The following is a 21,187-nucleotide window of genomic DNA, read 5'->3' on the forward strand; positions in this document are numbered from 1 at the left end:
ACGAGGGCCTAGGAGAACCGGTAGGTGGCGGCCACCGCGAGGTGGTCGCTGCCGTCCCGGGGCAGGGTGCGGGAGTCCACCGGCTTCAGCCCGCCCTTGCTCATGATCTGGTCGATCCGGGCCATCGGGAAGGCCGCCGGCCAGCTGAAGCCGAAGCCGTCCCCGGCGGCGCCCTGGGCCGAGCGCATCTGCGAGGTGATCGGCGCCAGACTGCGGTCGTTCATGGTGCCGTTGAGGTCGCCGAGCAGCAGCACCTTCTTGACCGGCTCGGCCTCGATCGCGTCGCCGAGCGCCTGCGCGCTGACGTCCCGCTGGTCGACGGTGAAGCCGCCCTCGGCCTTCAGCCGCACCGAGGGCAGGTGCGCGACGTACACCGCGACCGGGCCCTGCGGGGTGCCGACCTCGGCCCGGAAGGCCCTGGTCCAGCCCATCTTGAGGTCCACCGGCGTGGCTCCGCTGATCGGGTACTTCGACCAGAGCCCGACCGTGCCCTCCACCGTGTGGTACGGGTAGGCCTCGGCGAGCCCGGTCTCGTACGCGTGCAGCGCCTTGCCGGCCAGCTCCTGCAGGGCGACGATCTGGGCGCCGGAGGCGACCAGCCCCCGGACGGTGGCCGGTACGTCGGTGTTGGCGGCGGCCACGTTGTGGCTGACCACCGTCCAGTCGCCCTTGCCGCCGCTCTTGTCGCTCAGCAGGCCGCCGAACAGGTTGGCCCAGAGCACGACGGGCAGCAGCAGGGCGATCAGCGCGGTGGCGGAGCGGCGCAGCAGCGCGGGCACCAGCAGCACCGGGACGGCCAGGCCGACCCAGGGCAGGAAGGTCTCCAGCAGGCTGCCGAGGTTGCCCACGCCGTTGGGCACCTCGGCGTGGAAGGCGAACAGGGCCGCGGTGAGCACGGCCAGCACGGCGATCACCAGGCCGCGCCGCCAGGTGGTGGCGCCGCGGGCGTCCCGGCCCCAGTCCCGCAGGCCGAGGAAGCCGCCGGACCGGGCCGCGGGGGCCGAGTCCTCGGCACCTCCGGGGGCCGCGGTCCGCTCGGTCCTGTCCGCCTGCGTCATCCCTGGCTCCCGTTCGTTCGTGCCGTCCGCCGCTCCGGGGCCCGGGGGAACGGGCGCGGTACCGGACCGGTGCCGGTTCGATCGGGCGCCCGGCTCAGCCTATGCCGGGACAGACGCCACTCCCCCGGAGCGGGTTCCGGCGTGGCCCGGTTTGGTGAGTTAGACCACGTCCGACCGGGAGGACCGGCGGGCGGCCCCGCCGCGCGCCGGGGGGACGGCCGGGGTCAGCGCGGTCCGAGGCCGTCGATCAGCGAGTCCACCATCGTGCGGGCCAGGTCCGGGTCCTCCAGGTCGGAGTCGTCCCACAGGATGCTGCGGTAGAGGATCGGGCCCATCAGCAGGTCGCCGAGCAGCTCCAGGTCGAGGTCGGAGCGGAGCACGCCCTCGTCCATGGCGCGGCGGATCAGCTCCAGCCCGGCTTCGCGGCGCGGCTTGACCACCCGCTCGCGGTAGGCGTTGTGCAGCTCGGGCAGGCTGTGCATCTGGCCCAGCGCGGCCTTGAGGACCCAGCGGGTGCGCTTGGCGAGGCCGCGCCGGCGCATGTAGTCGATCATCTCGATCAGGTCGGCCCGCGCGCCGCGGCCGGTGGGTTCGGGCATCGGGACCTCCAGCTTGCCGACCACGTCGACCAGCAGGGCCTCCTTGTTGGGCCAGCGCCGGTAGATGGTGGCCTTACCGACGCCGGCGGCGGTGGCGATGCCCTCGATGGTGAGCTCGGACATCGTGGTGCCGCCCGCCATCAGGTCCACCACCGCGGTGAAGATGGCCTGCTCGGCGGCCTCGCTGCGGGGGCGGCCGCGACGAGCGGCGGCGCAGGCCTGGCCGCTGTCCGGGGCGGAGTCCTGCCCCGTGTCGGCGGTCGGGGTGTCCGTCTTCATCCCCGCTGTTCTCCCTCGCTTGCCCGGGCGCGCGGGCGCCGTCCGTGTCGTTGGCGGTCCGTGGGGCGGGCGGGCGCCCGCCGTCGGACCGAGGCCCCGTCACCTCGGGCGCACCCGGGGTGACAGGGCCATTGTCACTCAGTCGTGATCCGTCGTCCGGGCCGGTCCGGCCCCGGAGGGCGGGTCCGACCCGCCCCGGCGCGGATCAGGCGTCCGCGGCCGCGGTCTCGACGAGCGGCTCGCCCTGCTGCTCGGGGGCCGGGCCCGCCGGACCGGCGGGGGCCGCCGAGCGGCGCGGCAGCAGGAACCAGGCGACCAGTGCGCCGATCACCGAGATGCCCACCGAGAGCGAGGCGACCACGTGCATGGCGTGGATGAAGGAGTCGTTCGCCGGGCCGATCAGCGCCGCGCCGCCGGGGATCCGGTCGGCGATGGCCAGGGTGGCCTCCAGCGACTCGCCGGCCTTGTCGCGCAGGTTCTCCGGCAGCTGGTTCAGCGTGTCGGACATCCCGTCGCGGTAGACGGTGGAGAGCACCGCGCCGAGCACGGCGACCCCGAGCGAGCCGCCGACCTGGCGGAAGGTGTTGTTGACGGCCGAGCCCGCGCCGGCCTTCTCGCGGGGCAGCGAGCCCATGATCGCGACGGTGACCGGCGGCATGACGTGCGCCATGCCGGCGCCCATCACCAGGCCGAGCACGATCAGCACCCAGATCGGGGTGGTGGCGGTCAGCACGGTGTAGCCGACGAAGCCGATCGCGACCAGCAGCATGCCGGCGGCGGCGGTGGCGGCGACGCCGAAGCGGTCGACCACCAGCCGGGCCCGCGGCGCGAACAGCAGCTGGGCCACGGCCAGCGGCAGCATCAGCAGGCCGGCCTGCAGCGCGCTGTAGCCGCGCACGCTCTGGATGTAGAAGACGCCGAAGAAGGAGACGCCCATCAGCGCGAAGAAGATCACGCCGACGACCACCACGGAGGCGCTGAACACCTTGTTGCGGAACCAGGTGACGTCCAGGGCGGGGAACGCGGTGCGGCGCTCGAACCAGACGAAGGCGGCCAGCGCGACCACGCCGACCAGGGTCGGCACCCAGGCCTCGGCGGCGGTGAAGTCGGCCAGCTCGCCGCCCTTGATGATGCCGTAGATCAGGGCGACCAGGCCGATGATCGACAGCAGGACGCCGACCGGGTCGAGCTTGCCCGGGTTCGGGTCCTTGGACTCGGGCACCAGGACCGCCATCGCTATCACCGCGACGATCACGATCGGGACGTTGATCAGGAAGACCGAGCCCCACCAGAAGTGCTCGATCAGCAGACCGCCGGTGATCGGGCCGATGGCGATGGCCAGACCGACCGCACCCGCCCAGATGCCGATCGCCTTGGGCTGCTCGGAGCGCTCGAAGACGTTCATGATGATCGCCAGGGTGGCGGGCATCGCGAGCGCGGCGCCGACGCCCATCAGGGCGCGGAAGCCGATGAGTTCACCGGGCGAGCCGGCCATCGAGGACAGCAGCGAGGCGATCCCGAAGACCACCATGCCGGCCAGCAGCGCGAGTTTGCGGCCGAACCGGTCGCCGAGCAGGCCCGAGGTGAACAGCAGCCCGGCGAACACCAGCGTGTAGGAGTTGATCGACCACTCCAGGTCGCTCTGGGTGGCGCCGAGGCCGACCGGAGCGGGGGTCGCGATGGTCTTCATCGCGACGTTGAGGATCGAGTTGTCGAGGACGACGACGAGCAGGGCGAGCACCAGGGTGCAGAGGATCGCCCAGCGCCGACGGTGGATGGCTTCCGGCACACGGGGTGGCGCGGCTGCGGTGGTCATTGGTCTTCCCGTCCGTGTTGGCGTGGCACTGGCGGGCAATTCCGAGCCGGATCCGTCTCGTAACCCCCCGCACCAGAGTAGCGGGGAATACGATACGAGACGACCCCGTTTCGTAAAAACGAGGCAAAGCCCGGCCGCCGTCCACGGCCACCGGTCACGCCGTGTGGCGTGGATCGCACCGGGACGAACGCACGCCTCTTTGCGCGCACGCCGGGGCGTGCAAGCATGGAGGTGATCCGGGGACGCCGCACGGCGCCACGAGACGACAACCCTTCAGGAGTCCGTTCGATGAACGCTTCTTCGCCTTCGCCTGCCCAGAACCAGGCGTCGACCAGCACCCTCTACGGCGGGGTCACCAGCCGCCGCGTCACCGTCCGCGACCTCGCCTCCGCCAAGCAGCGCGGCGAGAAGTGGTCGATGCTCACCGCCTACGACGCCCTGACCGCGGGCGTGTTCGACGAGGCCGGCATCCCGGTCCTGCTGGTCGGCGACTCGGCGGGCAACTGCCACCTCGGCTACGAGACCACCGTGCCGGTGACCATGGATCAGATGGTGATGCTCTCCGCCGCCGTCGTCCGCGGCACCAAGCGCGCCATGATCGTCGCCGACCTGCCGTTCGGCTCGTACCAGGAGTCCCCCGCGCAGGCCATGCACAACGCGGCCCGGCTGATGAAGGAGGCCGGGGTCGGCGCGGTCAAGCTGGAGGGCGGGGAGCGCAGCGCCCGCTCGATCGAGCTGCTGGTCGAGGCCGGCATCCCGGTGATGGCGCACATCGGCCTCACCCCGCAGTCCGTCCACGCCTTCGGCGGCTACCCGGTCCAGGGCCGCGGTGACGAGGCGGCGCACCAGCTGCTGCGCGACGCCAAGGCCGTCCAGCAGGCGGGTGCGTTCTCGGTGGTGCTGGAGGCGGTGCCGGCCGAGCTGGCCGCCCAGGTCACCGAGCAGCTGGCGATCCCGACCGTCGGCATCGGCGGCGGCCCCGACACCGACGCCCAGGTCCTGGTCTGGACCGACATGGCCGGGATGACGGCCGGCCGGGTGCCGAAGTTCGTCAAGAAGTACGCCGACCTGCGGACCGTCCTGGGCGACGCCGCCCGGGCCTTCGCCGAGGACGTCCGCGGCGGTGCCTTCCCGGCGGAGGAGCACAGCTTCCACTGATCCCGCCAGCGCCACCCGTTCCGCGCCCCCGTTCCGTACTCCGGAGCGGGGGCGCTGCCGTGCCCGGCCACCGGTGACAGCGGAGTGACAGCCGCCTGGCAGCGGCCCGCCGCGGCGGGCACCGGGCTGACAGGGGGCTGACAGCCCGCGCGGACAACCTTGGGGCATGACACGAATCGCCACCGCCCCGAACGACCGGGGAGCCGCCGCCGGCAACGCCGTCGAGGTCCGCGGCATCGTCAAGCACTACGGCGCCACCAAGGCCCTCGACGGGGTCGACCTGACCGTGAAGGAGGGCACCGTCCTCGGCGTGCTCGGCCCCAACGGCGCGGGCAAGACCACCCTGGTCCGGATCCTCTCCACCCTGATCAAGCCGGACGCGGGCACCGCCTTCGTCGGCGGCTACGACGTCCTGCGCCAGCCCAAGCAGCTGCGTCGCACGATCGGCCTCACCGGCCAGTACGCCTCGGTCGACGAACTGCTCTCCGGGTACGAGAACCTCTACCTGATCGGCCGCCTGCTCGACCTCCCCCGCCGCGAGGCCAAGTCCCGCGCCGCCGAACTGCTGGAGCGCTTCTCGCTCACCGAGGCCGCCAAGCGGCCCGCCAAGACCTACTCCGGCGGCATGCGCCGCCGCCTCGACCTGGCCGCCAGCATGATCGGCCGCCCCCGGGTGCTCTACCTGGACGAGCCCACCACCGGCCTGGACCCGCGCACCCGCAACGAGGTCTGGGACGAGGTGCAGCGGATGGTCGCCGAGGGCAGCACCGTGCTGCTCACCACCCAGTACATGGAGGAGGCGGAGCAGCTCGCGAACGAGCTGACCGTCATCGACCGCGGCAAGGTGATCGCCAACGGCGGCGTCGCCGAGCTCAAGGCCAAGGTCGGCGGCCAGACCCTGCAGGTCCGCCCGGCCCGCCCGGCCGAACTCCCCGAGATGGCCCGCTGCCTGCACGACAGCGGCATCACCACCGCCACCTTCTCCGCCGACACCGGCCTGCTCGCGGTGCCGATCACCGACGACGAGCAGCTGACCGCCGTGATCGCGGTGCTCGGCGGCCGCGGCTTCGCGATCGCCGGCATCGACACCAAGGTGCCCAGCCTCGACGAGGTCTTCCTCGCCATCACCGGCAAGCCCGCCCCCGCGGACGCCGCCCCCAGCCTCGTCAAGGAGCCCGTCGCATGACCACCGCCACGCTCGCCCCCGCCCGGGTGGAGGACTCCCGGATCGGGCTGTCCGGAACCCTGCGCCACGTCGGCGCGCTGACCCGGCGCAACCTGATGCGGATCAAGGCCGACCCGGAGTCGATGTTCGACGCCGTGCTGATGCCGGTGATCTTCACCGTGCTGTTCGTCTACGTCTTCGGCGGCGCCGTCTCCGGCAACCAGGACGCCTACAAGCAGTACATGGTCCCCGGCCTGCTCGGGCAGACCGGGCTCACCCTCGCGATGGCCGTCGGCACCGGCCTGAACAGCGACTTCCAGACCGGTGTGATGGACCGTTTCCGGACCCTGCCGATCGGCCGCTCCGCCGTCCTGCTCTCCAAGATCGTCGCCGAGACCTGCCGGGCGCTGCTCTCCTTCGCGATCCTGATCGGCTTCGCGATGTGCATCGGCTTCGAGGTCAAGACCGGCCCGCTGGAGGTGCTCGCGGCCGTCGGACTGTCGCTGCTCTTCGGCATGTCGATCGTCTGGGTCTCGATGCTGCTGGGCATGTCGCTGCGCAGCGCCCAGGCCGTCCAGGGCGTGGCCATGCTGGTCCTGATGCCGCTGCAGTTCGGCAGCTCGATCTTCGCGCCGACCAGCACCATGCCGGGCTGGCTGCGCTCCTTCACCGAGGTCAACCCGCTCTCCGCGCTGGCCGACGCCTCCCGGGCGCTGCTCAACGGCGAAGGGGCGGTGGCCCACCCGGTGATGATCGTCCTGGTCTGGTCGGTGGCCGCCACCGCGGTCTTCGCCCCGCTCGCGGTCGCCCGCTTCCGCAAGCGGACCTGACCACGGACCGCGCCGGCCCTCCGCGGGGGAGGGCCGGCGGACGGGGCGGCCGGCCGCCCGGGACAGGCGCCGGCCGTCGTACGGGCCCGGCGGGCCGGTGACCAGGGGACGGGCACCGGCCCGCCGGGCCGCACCGGGTGCCCGGCCCCCGTCAGGCTTCGGCGGCCCCCTCGCCGATCAGCTCCTCCAGCAGCTCGTTCGTCTCGTGCTGGGACATCCCGTCGCCGCGGGCGCGGGCCGCCTCGAACTCCTCGTCCCCGAGCAGCTCCCGCAGGGCCGCCGAGACGCGGGCCTGCTCGACCCGGTCCAGGTAGCCGCCCTTGGGGCCGTGCAGGCCGCCGTACGCGCCGATCAGCACCGCCGCCGTCCGGGCCCGGTCCAGATCCCCGTCGCGCTGGGCGAAGGCGCAGAGCACCCCGGTCACCGCGGGGACCACCATCGCCGTCATGTGCTCGGCGAAGCCGCTCCCGGCCACCGTCGAGAGCAGCGTCCGGCGGCCCTCGCGCAGCAGGGCTCGGCCCCCGTCCGGGTCCCCGGCCCGGGCGGTGATCCAGCCGCGGGCGCTGGCCAGCAGCCCGGCCACGACGTTCGGCGCGAAACCGCCCCGCTTGACCACGTCGAGCTCGTCCAGCTCGGCCAGGGCCAGCTCGTACCGGCCGCGCTGCGCCTGGACGCCGCAGAGCGTCAGGTGGCCGAACATCAGGGCGCCGGTGGTGGACTGGTCGGCGCCCGGGGACTCGATGGAGGCCAGCGCCTCCCGGATGACCCGCTCGCCGCGCTCCATGTCCTGCTCCAGCAGGGCGGTGCCGAGCTGCACCCGCAGGACCGGGACCTCCTGCGGCGCCCCCAGCTCCTCGGCCAGCTCGATCGCCCGGGCGTACGCGGCCGCGGCGGCCGCGGAGTCGCCCCGGTTGGCGAGGGCCTCGCCGTGGGCGGCCAGCGCCTGGGAGATCCCCCAGAGGTTGCCGGCCCGCTCGTACAGCTCCAGCGAGCGCTCGCCGTCCGCGATGCTCTGCTCGGCGCCGAGCGGCCAGTCGTTCAGCATCCTGGCCCGGACCTGCAGGATGAACGCCAGGTCGCTCGGCCCGCCGTAGCGCTCGCAGCCGGCCACCGCGTCGTCCAGCAGGTCCTTCATCAGCTCCAGCCGGCCGGACAGGAAGGCGCCGAACACGCGCATCAGCGCCGGGAAGCGGTACGCCTGCGGCAGCTCCGGGGTGTAGACGTCCAGCAGCCGCCGGGCGACCGCGACCGCCTCCTGGTCGGCCAGCACGTCCAGGTTCCCCTCGAACAGCCCGATCAGCCGGTACATCGCCAGCAGCCGACGGGACTCCTCCACCACGCCCTCGGGCATCGGCACGCCGTACGCGAGCACACCGCGCTCCAGCGGCAGCGGCGGCGGAGCGTCCTCGGCGAGCGGGTCCGGGCCCAGGGCGGCGACCGCGTTGTACCAGCCGCGGGCCTCCATGCTGTAGCCGCGCAGCGACCAGTACCAGCTCATGCCGAGGGCGAGCACCAGCGCCTGCTGCTCGTCCCGCAGGTCGATCGCGCGGCGCAGCACGGCCCGGATGTTGTCCTGTTCGCGCTCCAGCACCGCCAGCCAGTGCAGCTGCCGGGGGCCGTGGATGTCGCGGTCGGCCTCGGCGACCAGGGCGCGGAAGTGCGCCAGGTGGCGGGCCTCGGTGGCGGTGCGCTCGGCGGGGGACTCGGCGAGGCGCTCGTCCGCGTACTCGTGGATGGTCTCCAGCATCCGGTAGCGCGGCAGGCTGGCGCCGTCCAGGTCGGCGACCAGCAGCGACTTGTCGACCAACGACAGCAGCAGGTCGGCGACCTCGCCGGGGGCCACGTCGGTGCCGTCGGCGCAGACCGCCTCGGCGTCCTCCAACTGCCAGCCGCCCGCGAACACCGAGAGCCGGCGCAGCACCGCGCGCTCCCGCTTGCCCAGCAGGTCCCAGCTCCAGTCGACCACCGCGCGCAGGGTCTGCTGGCGCGGCAGCAGGGTGCGGCTTCCCGCGGTGAGCAGCGCGAACCGGCCGTCCAGCCGGTCGGCTATCTGGCGCGCCGTCATCACCCGCAGTCGGGCGGCGGCCAGTTCGATGGCCAGCGGCAGCCCGTCCAGCCGGCGGCAGATCTCCGCGCAGGCCTCCGGGTCGCCCTGCGGGTCGAAGCCCGGGCGGGCGGTGGCGGCGCGCTCGGCGAACAGCCGCAGCGCGACCGGGTCCGGCAGCGGCTCGACCGGCAGCACCGTCTCGCCGGGCACGCCGAGCGGCTCGCGACTGGTGGCGAGCACGGTCAGCCCGGGGCACTCGGCGAGCAGGACGTCGGCCAGGTCGGCGGCGGCCTGGATCAGGTGCTCGCAGTTGTCCAGGACGAGCAGCATCCGGCGGTGCCCGCAGTGCTCGACCAGCCGGCGCACCGGGTCCTCGGCGCGCTTCTCGATCACCTCGGCGACCATGCTGGTGCTGTGCAGCAGGATCTCGCGCAGGCCGAGCGCGGAGACCACGGCGGCGGGCACCGCTTCCGGGCTCTCCAGCGGCGCGAGTTCGGCCACCCAGACGCCGTCCGGCCAACTCCCGGCGGACAGTTCGGCGCGCCCCGCCTCGACCGAGAGGCTGGTCTTGCCGGAGCCGCCGGGGCCGGTCAGGGTCACCAGCCGACGCTCCGCCAACAACCCGCGCAGCGCGGCGAGATCGGCCTCGCGGCCGACGAAGCTGGTCAGCCGGCCGCGCAGGTTGCCGGCCGCGCGCGGGAGTGGCGGCGCCGGGGCGGGCCTGGTCGACTCGGGCCCGGAGGCCGGCCCCGGCGTCGATCCCGGCGGCGGCCCCGGCGTCGATTCCGGCCGCTGCTGGGGCCTTCTCGGCGCCTCGACCGGCGGGGCGAGCAACTCGCCGTAGAGCGCCTGGAGTTGCCGGCCGGGGTCGACGCCCAGCTCATCGGCCAGGGCACGCCTGGTCCGCTCGTAGTGGCGCAGCGCCTCGGCCGTCCGGCCGCTCTCGTGCAACGCCCGCAGCATCAGCAGCTGCAGCGGTTCGTCCAGCGGCTGCCGCTCGCACAGCTCGGCCAGCTCGGCGACCAGCTCGGCGGCCCGGCCGAGCCCGAGGTCGGCGGTGATCCGGTGCCGGCGGGCCTCCTCGCGCTGGGCCTCCAGCCGGGTGGCCGGGCCGGTGCGGTCCGGCAGGTCGGCGAGGGCCGGGCCGCGCCACAGCGCCAGGGCGGCACGCAGCCGCTCGGCGGCGACCGCGTGGTCCCCGGCGTCCAGGGCGCGGCGGCCCTCGGCGCTCAGCCGCTGGAAGTCGGCGAGGTCGGTGCCCGGGCCGGTCAGCCAGTACCCGGCCGGGCCGGAGCCGATCTCGTCCCGGCCGACGGTGCGGCGCAGCCGGCCGACCAGGGTCTGCAGCGCGGCGGAGGAGTCCTGCGGCGGATCGGCGTCCCACACCTCGTCCACCAGCAGGTCGGCCGGCACCGGGCGGCCCTGCCGCAGGGCCAGGGCGGTGAGCAGCGCCCGCAGCCGGGCGCCGCCGAGGGGCACCGGGGTTCCGTCGTCGTGGTGGGCCGTGGTCGTCCCGAGGATGCCGTAGTGCACCGGACCATTCTGGTCGATCGGCGCGGGTCCGGCCGCACAATTGTGCTGGCCTCCGCTCCGTCCCCGACCAGCCGTCCCCGCGGGCCTCGTCCGCCCCCTCCGGCCCTGCCTCCGTACGGCCGGAGGAACGCGGCCGGGCGCTCGGACGTTCACCCGGAGCGGCTTGTCCGGTCACCGGCCCGACCGGCATGATCGACCCCGGCCCGCGTCCCGCCCCCCTCTGCCCACGGAGCACCCACACCATGACCTTCGCCGCCACGCCGCGCTCCCGCAGCGAGGACCGCCGGATCAGCCCGGTGTTCTGGGTGCTCCTCGCCATACTCGGCACCTCCGGCTGGGCGGTGTACTCGGGCTACGGCAACACCTCGTTCGGGGTGTTCCTGTTCGTGGTCGCGGGCTGGATGGTCTCGCTCTGCCTGCACGAGTACGCCCACGCCCGGACCGCGCTGCACGGCGGCGACATCACCGTCGGCGCCAAGGGCTACCTGACGCTGAACCCGCTGAAGTACGCCAACGTGCTGCTCAGCTTCGTCCTGCCGATCGTCTTCGTGATCCTCGGCGGCATCGGCCTGCCCGGCGGCTCGGTGTGGATCGAGCGGCACCGGATCCAGGGCCGGCTCAAGCACAGCCTGATCTCGGCGGCCGGCCCGCTGGTCAACCTGCTGTTCGCGGCCGTGCTGCTGATCCCGATCGGCGCGGGCTGGCTGGACGACCCCACGGTGCACGCGTTCTGGCACGGCTACGAGCTGACCATCTCGCCGTTCTCCGGCGCGCTCGGCTTCCTCGGCTTCCTCCAGCTCAGCGCGGCCGTGCTGAACCTGCTGCCGGTGCCCGGCCTGGACGGCTACGGCATCGTCGAGCCCTGGCTGTCGTACAAGACCCGGCGCGCGGTCGAGCCGTTCGCGCCGTACGGGATGCTCGCGGTGTTCGCGCTGCTGTGGCAGCCCTCGGTGAACTCGTTCTTCTTCGGGATCGTCCACGGCCTGATGAACCTGTTCGGCGTGGACCAGGACTACGCGACGCTCGGCCGGTACCTGTTCAGCTTCTGGAAGAACTGAGGGCCGGCGTGCCCCGCTAGCCCCGCTAGCCCTGCTCGGCGGCCGCGGCGGCCTCGGCGATCTTCGCCCGGCGGCGGTTCAGCCACAGCACGTTGCTGGCCACGCCCGCCAGCGGCAGCCAGATCAGGCCCAGCCACAGGCCCTGGGTCAGCGAGAAGACGGCGGCCGCCAGCGCGAGGACGACGACGATCAGGGCGAGCAGGGACGTGCGGGGCATGGCGGGAGGCTCCTAGAACGGGTGCGGCCGGTGGAACGCGTGCGGCCGGGCCGGGGCGCGGCCGCACCCATTGTCGCCGACCTCACCTCCGGAGCGGGTCCAGGGGTGAGGTCGACACGGCGCCCCGAGGTCACACGTCGGTGATCCGCAGGCCCGCGTGGGCCTTGTAGCGGCGGTTGACCGAGATCAGGTTGGCGACCAGCGCCTCGACCTGGTGGGCGTTGCGCAGCCGGCCGGCGTAGATGCCGCGCATGCCGGGGATCCGGGCGGCCAGGGCGCGCACGACGTCGGTGGCGTCCCGGTCCTCGCCGAGCACCATGACGTCGGTGTCGATCGCCTCCACCGACTCGTCCTGCAGCAGCACCGCCGAGAGGTGGTGGAACGCGGCGGTGACCCGGGAGTCCGGCAGCAGGGCGGCGGCCTGCTCGGCGGCGCTGCCCTCCTCGGGCTTCAGCGCGTACGCGCCCTGCTTGTCGAAGCCGAGCGGGTTGACGCAGTCGACGACGATCTTGCCGGCGAGGTCCTCGCGCAGTGCGGTCAGGGTGGCGGCGTGGCCGTCCCACGGGACCGCGATGATCACCACGTCGCTCTCCCGGGCGACGGTGGCGTTGTCGGCGCCGCGCACGCCGAGGCCCAGCTCGGCGGCCGAGGCCTCGGCCCGGGCGGCGTCGCGGGAGCCGATGATCACCTGCTGGCCGGCCTTGGCCAGCCGCAGGGCGAGGCCCCGCCCCTGGTCGCCGGTGCCGCCGAGGACGCCGACCACCAGCTGCGAGACGTCCGGCAGGTCGTGGGCCGGGTTTGTCGCTGAATCGAGGGAAGTCATGGGCCGATCCTGCCAAACCCCGGCCCCGGCGCGACATTCTGGCCCGCATGGACGCGGTGAGAGTTTCGGCACTCCGGGAACGGCTGGCGGGCACGGGCTGGTGGGAGGCGGTCGGCGGCTTCGCCGGGTCGCTGCGGCGCTCGGTGGAGCGGCGCGGGGCGGACGGGCTGCTGCTGGTCGGCACCGAGGCGTACGAGCCCTGGCACCTGGCCGCGCACCTGGCGGACGAGGCCGCCTGGTCCGCCGTCCCCCGGCTGGCCCCCACCCTGCTGCGGCACCGCCCGGCGCCCGGCGCCCCGGCCCATCTGGCCCACGGCCTGCGACGTCTGACCGAGGCCGGGCGCGGCGCCACCGTCCTGGTGATCGCCCCGGACGCGGCCGGCTCCCCCCTGCTGGAGCGGGTGCACGACGCCCGGCGGCACGGCGCGACCGTCCTCGCCCTGGACGGCGCCGCCCCCACCGCCCCGGGCGACCTCGCCGAACTCGCCGCACTCGCCCACGAACGCCTGTCCGTCGGCACCGCCGCCGAGGAACCCTTCGACCTCGCCCAACACCTGGTCAGCGCCGCCGCCGGCACCCCCGGCACCGTACGCCGCTCCCCCCTGGCCCGCCTCGCCGCCCTCGCCGCCCGCCTGGCCTCCCCACCCCCGATCACCCGCTGGTAGACCCGTCCACGCCCGTCCGGTCCCGGACGCCCGGTCAGGAACGGCGCCTCACCCCGCGTCGTAGACCGTGGACCGGTGGCCGGCGTGGACGGCCCACACCACCAACTGCCCGTTGTCGATCGTGTAGATGATCCGGTAGTCGCCCACGCGCAGGCGTCTGCGGTCGGGCTGCGACACGAGCGCGGTGGTGTGGAAGCCGAGCGGATCGCTCTCCAGCCCGGTCAACTTGGCCAGGATGCGAAGGGCCATGTCCCGGGGGATCTTCCGGAGTTCGTCCCGGGCCTCCGGCCGGAAGACGGTGCGGTACTCACTCACTGCGGGCCAGCGTCTCCCTCATGACGTCCTCGATGGGGATGCCCGGCGAGGGATCGGCCATGCGCTGGTCGATGATCCGGTTGATCTCGCGCTCTTCCCACTCCTGGTACTTCCGGAGGACCTCGATCGACACGACGGCGGCGACCTGCTTCCCCCGGCGCGTGATCACGGTGGGGACGTCGTCCCGATCGGCCCGCTCGACGACCTCGGCCAAGTGCGCGCGGACATCGCGGATCGACTCTACGGGCAGTGGCTGCGTCATGCGCTCAAGCGCACATCCGGTACCAGGTGTACACACGGTACTGGCGCGAAAACCCTTTGCGGACCAGGTCGGGCACGGCCGAGGATGATGGTTCGTGAACGTCGACGAACCCCCGCATCCTCCTGTGTCCGGCCGGATCCGGGCGGTGCTGCGCGCGCTGACGCCGGACTTGGCGCCCTGGCGGGCGTCGCGGGACTTCCGGTACCTCTGGACGTCCGGCTGCGTCACCAGTTTCGGCAGCTTCCTGACCCTGGTCGCGGTGCCGATGCAGATCAAGGAGCTCACCGGCTCCTCCTTCGCGGTCGGGCTGATCGGCGCCGTCGAACTCGTTCCGCTGATCGTCTTCGGCCTGTGGGGCGGCGCCCTCGCCGACGCCCTGGACCGCCGGAAGCTGGTGCTGCGGGCGGAGGCCGCGCTGGGCCTGCTGGCCGGGCTGCTGCTGCTCAACGCGCTGCTGCCGCACCCGCTGCTCTGGCCGGTCTACGTGGTCGCCGCGCTGGTCGCGGCGGCCGACGGGCTGCAGCGCCCGGCGCTGGACTCGCTCACCCCGCGGATCGTCCCGCACCAGCACCTGACCGCGGCCTTCGCCCTCAAGTCCCTGTACCACAACGCCGCTTCGGTGGCCGGGCCGGCGCTGGCCGGCGTGGTGGTGGCCTTCGCCGGGGTGCAGACCGCGTACGCGCTGGACGTGCTCACCTTCGCCGTGTCGCTGCCGCTGCTCGCCCGGATCCGGGCGGTCCCGCCCGCCACCGGGGCCGAGCGGCCGTCGGTCCGGGCGGTGCTCACCGGCGTCCGGTACGCGTGGAGCCGCAAGGACCTGCTCGGCACCTACGCGATCGACCTCTGCGCCATGCTGTTCGCCTACCCCGTGGCCGTCTTCCCCTTCCTGGCCTCGGACTTGGGCGCGGACTGGGCGCTCGGCCCGATGTACGCGGCCTCCGCGCTCGGCGCCCTGCTGGTCGGGGCGACCAGCGGCTGGACGTCCCGGATCCACCGGCACGGGCGGCTGCTGCTGGTCGCCGCCGTCGGCTGGGGCGCGGCGATGGCGCTGGCCGGACTGTCCGGGAGCGTCTGGCTGGTGCTGTTCGGACTGGCGCTGGCCGGCGGCGCCGACGAGATCAGCGGGCTGGCCCGCTCGACCATGTGGAACCAGTCCATCCCGGACGAGGTCCGCGGCCGGATGGCCGGCGTCGAGCTGCTGAGCTACTCCGTCGGCCCGCAGCTCGGCCAGGTCCGGGCCGGCACCATGGCCGGGCTGGTCGGGGTGCGCGCCGCCGTCTGGACCGGCGGTGTCGCCTGCGTGGTGGCCGTCCTGGCGGTGGCCGCCGCGCTGCCCAGGCTGCTCGCCTACGACGACCGGACCGACCCCAACGCCGCCGCCGTCCGCGCCGGGCACGAGCGGGCGGCCGAGGCCGCCGAGGCCGCCGAATCCGCGGGCACGGCACCGGCGTTGTGACAGACTGCCCGGCATGAACGCCGGGGGCTGGAAGCAGTGGACCGCCGTGCTGGTCGTGGTGACCGCGGCGTTGGTCGGCGCGCTGGGCTGGGCGCTGTCGCACACCGGCGAGGGAGTGTCCGACCCGGCCCGCCCCACGACCGGCACCGCGATCGGGACCACGGCCACCACCCCGCCCAAGCCGCCGGCGCCGGACGTCGCGGCACTGGCCGCCTCCGCGGAGGTGACCGCCGCCGACCAGGCCCTCACCGCCGAGATCGACCGCCGGCTGGCCGCGCTGCTGCCGGCGCTCTCCGGCGCCCAGGTGATCGGCGAGGGGGTCCAGGACGGCTGCGGCGTGGACCCGGCCCCGTCCGACGGCTCCGGGGCGCGCTGGGCGGCGCCCACCTGCCGCCGACAGGTGGTCAAGTACCTCGCGGTGACCGGGAGTCCGGGCGAGGCGAGGGCGCGCTGGGAGCCGGCGATGACCGCCCAGGGCGCCCAGGGCGCCGACACCAACGCCTCACCCCGGCCGGGCGAGGGGCTCTGGTACGGCTTCCCGCGCGGCGACGGCGACCGCGACCTGCTCGGCGTGACCCTGGCCTTCGACGACCGGAAGGACCCGAACGCCTCCGCCGCCCCGGGCGCGGGCCTCCCCCGGACGCTCCCCGCGCCGAACGCGGCCGCCACGGCCTGGGCCGACCGCGGCTCCCGGCCCGCGGTGCCGGTGGAACAGGCCGCCGCCCAGGCGCTCGCGGGCGGGCGGCGACTGGTCGTGCTGAGCGTGGACGAGGAGTACTTCACCGGCCCCGAACCGCACTGACGCCCCCGCCGCCCGGGCGCCCCGCGGCCCGGGGGCCACTCGGCCCGGGCGCTACTCGCTGGGGTTCCTCGGCTCGTCCTTCCACCGCGGGTCGTTCTGCCACTCCCGGTTCCGCTCGTCCGCGATCTGCAGCGCGTGGGCCGCCTCCTCGGGGCTGTCGTACGGGCCCAGGCGGTCCTTCGCCGGGCACTCCGGGCCCTCCTCGACCTTGCCGTGCTTGATGCAGTAGAACCACTCGCCGGGCTTCCCGGTCGGCTTGCGGTGGAATCCGAGGGGCATGGCGTCCTCCCGTTCGGTCGGATGAGTCGTACCGATCATTCCCCGGCCCGGCCTGCTCCGCACACCGCCCGTCCCGGCGGAGCCCGGCGACTAGACTCGCGGCCATGGCTCTCGTACCCGGCATCCAGTCCCCCACCCGCAAGGTCCCGGCGCACATCGCGCGCCCCGAGTACGTCGGGCGGCCCGCCCCGACGCCGTACACCGGGCCCGAGGTGCAGACCGCCGAGACGATCGAGAAGATGCGGATCGCGGGTGGGATCGCCGCCCGGGCGATGGAGGAGGCGGCCAAGCTGATCGCCCCCGGCGTCACCACGGACGCGCTGGACGCCGTCGCCCACGAGTACATGTGCGACCACGGCGCCTACCCGTCCGACCTCGGCTACCGGGGCTTCCCCAAGTCCGTCTGCACCTCGATCAACGAGGTGATCTGCCACGGCATCCCGGACTCGACCGTGCTGCAGGACGGCGACATCGTCAACATCGACGCCACCGCGTACATCCACGGGGTGCACGGCGACCTCAACGCCACCTACCTGGTCGGCGACGTGGACGAGGAGTCCCGGCTGCTGGTCGAGCGCACCCGGGAATCCCTCAACCGGGCGATCAAGGCGGTCAAGCCGGGCCGGCAGATCAACGTCATCGGGCGGGTCATCGAGTCCTACGCCAAGCGCTTCGACTACGGCGTGGTGCGGGACTTCACCGGGCACGGCATCAACACGTCGTTCCACTCCGGCCTGATCATCCCGCACTACGACAGCGAGCGGGCCACCGAGGTGATCAAGCCCGGTATGACCTTCACCATCGAGCCGATGCTGACCCTGGGGACGTACGACTACGAGATCTGGGAGGACGGCTGGACGGTCGTCACCAAGGACCGCAAGCGCACCGCCCAGTTCGAGCACACCCTGGTGGTCACGGCGGACGGCGCGGAGATCCTCACCCTGCCGTGAAGCCGTGAACCCGTGACGCCGTGAGCTCCAGGAGGCGTCGTCAGCCGATGAGCCACTGTTCCTCGGCGACGGCGCCGACCTCGGTGCAGGCGTCGGTCAGCACGTCCAGGACGCGCAGCGGGTCCGGCAGCGGCTGCTCGGGCCCGCGCAGCCACCGCACCTGCGAGCCGTCCGGCAGGGCGGCCGGCGGGAGCAGGGTGTACGAGCCGCGGCAGTGCCAGCGCAGGCCGGGGTGCTCGGACATGGTGTCCGGGGTGGAGTCGAGCGCGCTCGGCCACCACTCGTCCTCGTCCTGCGGGGTGCCCCGGGTGGCGGTGAAGAACAGGTAGCGGTCCTCGCCGACGGCGGCGACCGGGCCCTCGACGCCGAGCGCGGTGAGCCGCTCCAGCGCCAGCCGGCCGGCCTCGGCCGGGACGTCCAGCACGTCGTGCACCCGGCCGGTGGCGGTGATGAAGTTGGCCCGCGGGTCGCGGGCGAGCCAGCGGGTGAGCTGCTCGGGGTCGGTGGTGGCCTGGGTCTGCCAGGCGAAGGAGACCGGGTGCTGGGCCGGGGCCGGACAGGCCACCCGGTCACAGGAACAGCGGTAGCCGGTCGGATGGGCGGCCGGCGCGAGCGGGAAGCCTGCGTTCACCGCGCCGAGCAGCTGGTCCAGCCCTTCGGCCGGGCCGTCCGCACCCCCCGCACGGGCCCGCTGACGCTCTCGCTTCTGCCACCAGGTCGTCCACCTGCCGCCGGCTTCCATCGGGCCCCTTCCGCGCAACTGCCGTGCCTGGTGCGACACAGCGTTCGACGTTCCACTCCGACGCAACGCGCGGCGCGCCCCGCTGCTTCCCGGGGTGCTCGGCCCTGCCGTCCGCGCCCTGCCGACCGCGTTCCGGGGTCACCGGACGGCCGACGCCCGGGTCACGGTACGCAGTCGCGGCAGCACGCTGTCCGCGCCGGATCGACCGGAGGGCGCGCGGATCCGCGCCCCGCCCGGCCCGTACGGGGCCCGCTGACCCGGGTGGACCCCGAGGGCGTACAGGAAAGGATAGGGGTGCGCGGGGCCTCCGGATGACCGGGGGCGGTGCCTCTCCGGTCACACTCCCGCGCGCACCCCGGGCACACTCCCGGCACCCGGCCCTCACGAGGCCTCCCGTTCCCCTTCCCACCCGGGTGTTCCCGGTCACCCGGGAGGCGCCCGGATCGACCGCGCGGAGGTGAGACCCTGGAGGGGTGAAGAGCGCGGACACCGAATTCGTCGGCGGCCCCCTGGACGGGACGGTCCTCCCGATCCCGCTGGGGCCGATGCTCGGCGTGCCCAAGAAGTACAAGGTCCCGGTCCCCGCGCACGGCGACGCCGCCGCGCGCACACTGGTGTACGTCCGGGCCAAGCAGGTACGGGGCCTGAGTTGGTTCTGGCGCTACGAGTACGACGAGGCGGCCACCGCCAAGGCCTCCGGCTGACGGCCTCCCGCCGACGGCCTCCGGCCGGCCGGGCCGCCCGCTCCCCCATCGCCCTCCCGGGAGGTCGGCATGGCCAGGACGGTACGGCACCCGAGGAGCCGCTCCCACGCGGTCGCGCACCACAACCGCCAGGTCGCCTGGGTCACCGGGGCGCTGCTGCTGGTGGTGAGCCTCTACACCGTGACGATCGGGCCCGACGGCTGGCTCTGGCTCGGCTGGGCGGTGCTGCTGCTGGTCTGCGTGGGCCTGTTCCTGGTCCGACCGTGAGCGGCGGCACCGCCCGCCGTGCTTCTCCCCCCGCGCCGGTCAGTCATCCTCGGCGAGGATCAGGTACAGCTTCTTGCGGGCCTCGGTCAGCACGGTCAGGCCCTTGGCGCGCTGCGCCTCGGTGCCGGTGGCCATGACCTGACGGATCGCCTGGTCGACCGCGGCGAGCGCCTGGCCCACCTCCTGGACGGCCTCCCAGTCGACCTCCCGGCCGGCCTCCGCCCACGGCTCCGCCGGCCCGGCCTCGGCCTCGGCCCGGCCCGCCTCGGTGAGCGAGACCAGCCGCTTGCCGCCGACCTCCTCCGCGACGATCAGGCCCTCCTCCTCCAGCAGTTGGAGGTTGGGGTAGATCGAGCCCGGGCTGGGCCGCCAGGCCCCACCGGTCCGCTCGGCGATCTCGGCGATCATCTCGTAGCCGTGCATCGGCCGCTCCTTGAGCAGCGCCAGCAGCGAGGCGCGGACGTCACCGCGCCGGGCCCGGCCGCCACGCCGTCCGTGCGGTCCACCGCGCCGGCCGCCGTGCCCGCCGAAGCCGTGCCCGAACGGGCCGCCCATCGGCCGACCGGGGCCGCCGCCGCCGAACGGCGGACCGAACCCGCCGAACGCCGCCCGGCCCTCGAAACCCTCTCCGGGCATGCCCCGGAACTCCGGCCCCGGCCCGCGGCGCCGACCGCCGCCCGGGACCTCTCCACGGAATCGCTTTCCTGAGCGCATGGCGCTCACCTCCTGGTTCGCCGAAACAGTCGAGTTACTGTCTCGATAGTTCGACGATATATCGGTGACTGTCGCTCGTCAACGGTTCACCGATAGCCCGCCGACTGATCCGCGAGACACGCCCAGAGCCTGGGCGCGCCCACCGCCCAGCCGCTACGGTGGCGGGCATGGCCGGAGAACGAGATCTTGCGACGCTGCTGCGCGGGATGCGCCCGCTGCTCAACCCGGGGCGGTACGTCTACTGCACGCTCCCCGCGAAGGTGCCCGCCGGCATGCGCCCGGTGGTGACCGTCGCCGAACCCGAGGGGATCACGGTGGTGGTCACCCAGGAGGAGGCGGACGCGCTGGGTCTGCGCTACGAGTACGTGGCGGCCTGGATCACCCTGCAGATCCACTCGGCGCTGGAGGCCGTCGGGCTGACCGCCGCCGTGGCCGGGCGGCTCGCCGAGGACGGGATCAGCTGCAACGTGGTGGCCGGCTTCCACCACGACCACCTGTTCGTCGCCGCCGACGACGCCGAACGCGCCGTCCGTGCCCTGGAGGAGCTCGCCGAACGCTCGGCCTGACGCGGCGGCCCGGTACCCGGGCCACCGCCACGAGCCGCCGCCACGAGCCGCTGCCCCGATCCGCCCGACAGTCCCGCCGGGTGGCCGCCTCCGACCGGGCCTTCGACACTGGGAAGGAGCCGCCCCGCCGGGCGCGGCCCCACCGGAAGGAGACGGCCGCCATGGCCATCTGCGTCACCTGCGGCAACGACTACTGGCTGGCCTTCGAGATCAAGACGGTCACCGGCGACACCTACACCTTCGACAGCTTCGAGTGCGCGATGGAGAAGCTCGCGCCGCGCTGCGAGCAGTGCAACGTCCGGATCGTGGGCCACGGCGTCGAAGTGGCCGGGATGTTCTTCTGCTGCGCCAACTGCGCCCGGGTCAACGGCGGCCTCGGCGAGCAGATCCGCGACGCCGTCGGCGCGCATCCCGCGTAGTCGCGGGGAAGTCCCCCGCCGTCGCGGGGCGTCCCGCCCGGTAGCGGGCGGGGAGGGGGCGGAAGAGTCGGCCTGTACGCCGGGTTCTGTCTCCCGGGTTGCTCACGCGGCCCGGGGAGGCGGCCATCCATCTAGGGCTGCCGTTGCCGACAGCCTCGTGCGGTCCACCCGCGGACTCGGGCGAGCAGCCTTCAATCGTCCGCGCACGGCGCCCGAGGGCACCGATCTTGACCTTGCTCCAGGTGGGGTTTACCTAGCCGGCCGGGTCACCCCGGTCGCTGGTGGTCTCTTACACCACCGTTTCACCCTTACCCACCACGAAAGCGGTGGGCGGTCTGTTTTCTGTGGCACTGTCCCGCGGGTCACCCCGGGTGGGCGTTACCCACCACCCTGCTCTGTGGAGCCCGGACGTTCCTCGGCGGGTCCGCAGACCCGTCGCGACCGCCCGGCCGGCTCTTCCGCC

The 21,187-nt window shown here is 73.9% G+C and carries 23 protein-coding genes and 1 other RNA gene; 12 read left to right on the forward strand and 12 right to left on the reverse strand.

The genetic code is table 11. The features are described 5' to 3' along the window. Nucleotides 1-8: 8 nt before the first annotated feature. The 3 genes from ACIRD3_RS30550 to ACIRD3_RS30560 all read right to left on the reverse strand — a co-directional run bounded on the left by ACIRD3_RS30550 (nucleotide 9) and on the right by ACIRD3_RS30560 (nucleotide 3,752). Entirely contained in the window at nucleotides 9-1,058 is a 1,050-nt protein-coding gene (locus ACIRD3_RS30550; protein ID WP_402223086.1) for an endonuclease/exonuclease/phosphatase family protein, read from the reverse strand. A 224-nt stretch (nucleotides 1,059-1,282) separates the two neighbouring features. After that, nucleotides 1,283-1,936 (reverse strand): TetR/AcrR family transcriptional regulator, encoded by a 654-nt coding sequence (locus ACIRD3_RS30555; RefSeq protein WP_402223088.1) that lies wholly within the window; start codon nucleotides 1,934-1,936, stop codon nucleotides 1,283-1,285. A gap of 205 nt (nucleotides 1,937-2,141) precedes the next feature. Further along, a complete protein-coding gene (locus ACIRD3_RS30560; protein WP_402223089.1) occupies nucleotides 2,142-3,752 on the reverse strand; it encodes a DHA2 family efflux MFS transporter permease subunit in 1,611 nt (536 codons plus the stop codon). A gap of 288 nt (nucleotides 3,753-4,040) precedes the next feature. Here ACIRD3_RS30560 and panB point away from each other — a divergent pair, with 288 nt between their 5' ends. From panB to ACIRD3_RS30575, 3 genes are all read left to right on the forward strand, one after another. Continuing rightward, nucleotides 4,041-4,910, forward strand: coding sequence for a 3-methyl-2-oxobutanoate hydroxymethyltransferase (gene panB / locus ACIRD3_RS30565; RefSeq protein WP_402223091.1), 870 nt, complete (start codon nucleotides 4,041-4,043; stop codon nucleotides 4,908-4,910). 166 nt (nucleotides 4,911-5,076) lie between these two features. Then, nucleotides 5,077-6,096, forward strand: coding sequence for an ATP-binding cassette domain-containing protein (locus ACIRD3_RS30570; RefSeq protein ID WP_402223093.1), 1,020 nt, complete (start codon nucleotides 5,077-5,079; stop codon nucleotides 6,094-6,096). Then, the gene (locus tag ACIRD3_RS30575) at nucleotides 6,093-6,905 is read left to right on the forward strand and encodes an ABC transporter permease (RefSeq protein WP_402223094.1); all 813 of its coding nucleotides are present in this window, start codon (nucleotides 6,093-6,095) and stop codon (nucleotides 6,903-6,905) included. The genes ACIRD3_RS30570 and ACIRD3_RS30575 overlap by 4 nt, the downstream gene beginning before the upstream one ends. 151 nt (nucleotides 6,906-7,056) lie before the next feature. On the opposite strand, the gene ACIRD3_RS30580 is transcribed toward ACIRD3_RS30575, so the two are convergent. Continuing rightward, nucleotides 7,057-10,485 carry an AfsR/SARP family transcriptional regulator gene (locus tag ACIRD3_RS30580; protein ID WP_402223096.1) on the reverse strand — a complete coding sequence of 1,143 codons (3,429 nt, stop codon included), beginning with the start codon at nucleotides 10,483-10,485 and terminating at the stop codon, nucleotides 7,057-7,059. Between the two features lie 242 nt (nucleotides 10,486-10,727). On the opposite strand from ACIRD3_RS30580, the gene ACIRD3_RS30585 reads away from it, so the two are divergent. Beyond that, on the forward strand, nucleotides 10,728-11,543 hold the full coding sequence (locus tag ACIRD3_RS30585; protein ID WP_402223098.1) for a site-2 protease family protein: 816 nt from the start codon (nucleotides 10,728-10,730) through the stop codon (nucleotides 11,541-11,543). 25 nt (nucleotides 11,544-11,568) lie between these two features. Here the strand turns inward: ACIRD3_RS30585 and ACIRD3_RS30590 are convergent, their stop codons facing one another. Beyond that, the gene (locus tag ACIRD3_RS30590; RefSeq protein WP_402223100.1) at nucleotides 11,569-11,760 is read right to left on the reverse strand and encodes a hypothetical protein; all 192 of its coding nucleotides are present in this window, start codon (nucleotides 11,758-11,760) and stop codon (nucleotides 11,569-11,571) included. Between the two features lie 130 nt (nucleotides 11,761-11,890). Beyond that, complete coding sequence (npdG, locus tag ACIRD3_RS30595) at nucleotides 11,891-12,583, reverse strand: NADPH-dependent F420 reductase (protein WP_402223102.1); 693 nt, start codon at nucleotides 12,581-12,583, stop codon at nucleotides 11,891-11,893. Between the two features lie 47 nt (nucleotides 12,584-12,630). Between npdG and ACIRD3_RS30600 the strand changes: the two genes are divergently transcribed. Then, entirely contained in the window at nucleotides 12,631-13,248 is a 618-nt protein-coding gene (locus ACIRD3_RS30600; protein ID WP_402223104.1) for a hypothetical protein, read from the forward strand. A 48-nt stretch (nucleotides 13,249-13,296) separates the two neighbouring features. On the opposite strand, the gene ACIRD3_RS30605 is transcribed toward ACIRD3_RS30600, so the two are convergent. Both ACIRD3_RS30605 and ACIRD3_RS30610 read right to left on the reverse strand, forming a co-directional pair. Further along, nucleotides 13,297-13,563, reverse strand: coding sequence for a type II toxin-antitoxin system RelE/ParE family toxin (locus ACIRD3_RS30605; RefSeq protein WP_402223106.1), 267 nt, complete (start codon nucleotides 13,561-13,563; stop codon nucleotides 13,297-13,299). Next, complete coding sequence (locus ACIRD3_RS30610) at nucleotides 13,556-13,825, reverse strand: type II toxin-antitoxin system Phd/YefM family antitoxin (protein WP_402223107.1); 270 nt, start codon at nucleotides 13,823-13,825, stop codon at nucleotides 13,556-13,558. The genes ACIRD3_RS30605 and ACIRD3_RS30610 overlap by 8 nt, the downstream gene beginning before the upstream one ends. A 94-nt stretch (nucleotides 13,826-13,919) precedes the next feature. Between ACIRD3_RS30610 and ACIRD3_RS30615 the strand changes: the two genes are divergently transcribed. Together ACIRD3_RS30615 and ACIRD3_RS30620 are read left to right on the forward strand one after the other, a co-directional pair. Beyond that, the gene (locus tag ACIRD3_RS30615) at nucleotides 13,920-15,281 is read left to right on the forward strand and encodes an MFS transporter (RefSeq protein ID WP_402223109.1); all 1,362 of its coding nucleotides are present in this window, start codon (nucleotides 13,920-13,922) and stop codon (nucleotides 15,279-15,281) included. Nucleotides 15,282-15,294: 13 nt separating this feature from the next. Beyond that, nucleotides 15,295-16,083: a hypothetical protein gene (locus tag ACIRD3_RS30620; RefSeq protein WP_402223111.1), complete on the forward strand. Its 789-nt coding sequence runs from the start codon at nucleotides 15,295-15,297 to the stop codon at nucleotides 16,081-16,083. 51 nt (nucleotides 16,084-16,134) lie between these two features. Here the strand turns inward: ACIRD3_RS30620 and ACIRD3_RS30625 are convergent, their stop codons facing one another. After that, entirely contained in the window at nucleotides 16,135-16,362 is a 228-nt protein-coding gene (locus ACIRD3_RS30625; protein ID WP_402223113.1) for a hypothetical protein, read from the reverse strand. Nucleotides 16,363-16,466: 104 nt separating this feature from the next. Here ACIRD3_RS30625 and map point away from each other — a divergent pair, with 104 nt between their 5' ends. After that, nucleotides 16,467-17,312, forward strand: coding sequence for a type I methionyl aminopeptidase (map, locus tag ACIRD3_RS30630; protein WP_402223115.1), 846 nt, complete (start codon nucleotides 16,467-16,469; stop codon nucleotides 17,310-17,312). 40 nt (nucleotides 17,313-17,352) lie between these two features. Here the strand turns inward: map and ACIRD3_RS30635 are convergent, their stop codons facing one another. Further along, complete coding sequence (locus ACIRD3_RS30635; protein ID WP_402223116.1) at nucleotides 17,353-18,054, reverse strand: bifunctional DNA primase/polymerase; 702 nt, start codon at nucleotides 18,052-18,054, stop codon at nucleotides 17,353-17,355. A 473-nt stretch (nucleotides 18,055-18,527) separates the two neighbouring features. Here ACIRD3_RS30635 and ACIRD3_RS30640 point away from each other — a divergent pair, with 473 nt between their 5' ends. Together ACIRD3_RS30640 and ACIRD3_RS30645 are read left to right on the forward strand one after the other, a co-directional pair. Continuing rightward, complete coding sequence (locus ACIRD3_RS30640) at nucleotides 18,528-18,758, forward strand: hypothetical protein (protein ID WP_402223117.1); 231 nt, start codon at nucleotides 18,528-18,530, stop codon at nucleotides 18,756-18,758. Nucleotides 18,759-18,827: 69 nt separating this feature from the next. Then, the gene (locus ACIRD3_RS30645) at nucleotides 18,828-19,025 is read left to right on the forward strand and encodes a hypothetical protein (RefSeq protein ID WP_402223119.1); all 198 of its coding nucleotides are present in this window, start codon (nucleotides 18,828-18,830) and stop codon (nucleotides 19,023-19,025) included. A gap of 39 nt (nucleotides 19,026-19,064) precedes the next feature. Here the strand turns inward: ACIRD3_RS30645 and ACIRD3_RS30650 are convergent, their stop codons facing one another. Then, nucleotides 19,065-19,739 (reverse strand): PadR family transcriptional regulator, encoded by a 675-nt coding sequence (locus ACIRD3_RS30650; RefSeq protein WP_402223121.1) that lies wholly within the window; start codon nucleotides 19,737-19,739, stop codon nucleotides 19,065-19,067. A 167-nt stretch (nucleotides 19,740-19,906) separates the two neighbouring features. Between ACIRD3_RS30650 and ACIRD3_RS30655 the strand changes: the two genes are divergently transcribed. Further along, nucleotides 19,907-20,305, forward strand: coding sequence for an ACT domain-containing protein (locus ACIRD3_RS30655; RefSeq protein ID WP_402223122.1), 399 nt, complete (start codon nucleotides 19,907-19,909; stop codon nucleotides 20,303-20,305). A 161-nt stretch (nucleotides 20,306-20,466) separates the two neighbouring features. Further along, the gene (locus ACIRD3_RS30660) at nucleotides 20,467-20,724 is read left to right on the forward strand and encodes a hypothetical protein (protein ID WP_030056921.1); all 258 of its coding nucleotides are present in this window, start codon (nucleotides 20,467-20,469) and stop codon (nucleotides 20,722-20,724) included. 59 nt (nucleotides 20,725-20,783) lie between these two features. Here the strand turns inward: ACIRD3_RS30660 and rnpB are convergent. Further along, an RNA gene (gene rnpB, locus ACIRD3_RS30665) (RNase P RNA component class A) lies at nucleotides 20,784-21,181 on the reverse strand. Nucleotides 21,182-21,187 lie beyond the last annotated feature (6 nt).

The organism is Kitasatospora sp. NPDC093550, assembly GCF_044764985.1.
Taxonomy (GTDB): Bacteria; Actinomycetota; Actinomycetes; order Streptomycetales; family Streptomycetaceae; genus Kitasatospora.

What these genes read in the sequence shown, in the direction of transcription:
- ACIRD3_RS30550 (WP_402223086.1), bottom strand. Translation starts at nt 1,058, where the DNA reads ATGACGCAGGCGGACAGGACCGAGCGGACCGCGGCCCCCGGAGGTGCC.
- ACIRD3_RS30555 (WP_402223088.1), bottom strand. Translation starts at nt 1,936, where the DNA reads ATGAAGACGGACACCCCGACCGCCGACACGGGGCAGGACTCCGCCCCG.
- ACIRD3_RS30560 (WP_402223089.1), bottom strand. Translation starts at nt 3,752, where the DNA reads ATGACCACCGCAGCCGCGCCACCCCGTGTGCCGGAAGCCATCCACCGT.
- panB (WP_402223091.1), top strand. Translation starts at nt 4,041, where the DNA reads ATGAACGCTTCTTCGCCTTCGCCTGCCCAGAACCAGGCGTCGACCAGC.
- ACIRD3_RS30570 (WP_402223093.1), top strand. Translation starts at nt 5,077, where the DNA reads ATGACACGAATCGCCACCGCCCCGAACGACCGGGGAGCCGCCGCCGGC.
- ACIRD3_RS30575 (WP_402223094.1), top strand. Translation starts at nt 6,093, where the DNA reads ATGACCACCGCCACGCTCGCCCCCGCCCGGGTGGAGGACTCCCGGATC.
- ACIRD3_RS30585 (WP_402223098.1), top strand. Translation starts at nt 10,728, where the DNA reads ATGACCTTCGCCGCCACGCCGCGCTCCCGCAGCGAGGACCGCCGGATC.
- ACIRD3_RS30590 (WP_402223100.1), bottom strand. Translation starts at nt 11,760, where the DNA reads ATGCCCCGCACGTCCCTGCTCGCCCTGATCGTCGTCGTCCTCGCGCTG.
- npdG (WP_402223102.1), bottom strand. Translation starts at nt 12,583, where the DNA reads ATGACTTCCCTCGATTCAGCGACAAACCCGGCCCACGACCTGCCGGAC.
- ACIRD3_RS30600 (WP_402223104.1), top strand. Translation starts at nt 12,631, where the DNA reads ATGGACGCGGTGAGAGTTTCGGCACTCCGGGAACGGCTGGCGGGCACG.
- ACIRD3_RS30610 (WP_402223107.1), bottom strand. Translation starts at nt 13,825, where the DNA reads ATGACGCAGCCACTGCCCGTAGAGTCGATCCGCGATGTCCGCGCGCAC.
- ACIRD3_RS30620 (WP_402223111.1), top strand. Translation starts at nt 15,295, where the DNA reads ATGAACGCCGGGGGCTGGAAGCAGTGGACCGCCGTGCTGGTCGTGGTG.
- ACIRD3_RS30625 (WP_402223113.1), bottom strand. Translation starts at nt 16,362, where the DNA reads ATGCCCCTCGGATTCCACCGCAAGCCGACCGGGAAGCCCGGCGAGTGG.
- map (WP_402223115.1), top strand. Translation starts at nt 16,467, where the DNA reads ATGGCTCTCGTACCCGGCATCCAGTCCCCCACCCGCAAGGTCCCGGCG.
- ACIRD3_RS30635 (WP_402223116.1), bottom strand. Translation starts at nt 18,054, where the DNA reads ATGGAAGCCGGCGGCAGGTGGACGACCTGGTGGCAGAAGCGAGAGCGT.
- ACIRD3_RS30645 (WP_402223119.1), top strand. Translation starts at nt 18,828, where the DNA reads ATGGCCAGGACGGTACGGCACCCGAGGAGCCGCTCCCACGCGGTCGCG.
- ACIRD3_RS30650 (WP_402223121.1), bottom strand. Translation starts at nt 19,739, where the DNA reads ATGCGCTCAGGAAAGCGATTCCGTGGAGAGGTCCCGGGCGGCGGTCGG.
- ACIRD3_RS30655 (WP_402223122.1), top strand. Translation starts at nt 19,907, where the DNA reads ATGGCCGGAGAACGAGATCTTGCGACGCTGCTGCGCGGGATGCGCCCG.
- ACIRD3_RS30660 (WP_030056921.1), top strand. Translation starts at nt 20,467, where the DNA reads ATGGCCATCTGCGTCACCTGCGGCAACGACTACTGGCTGGCCTTCGAG.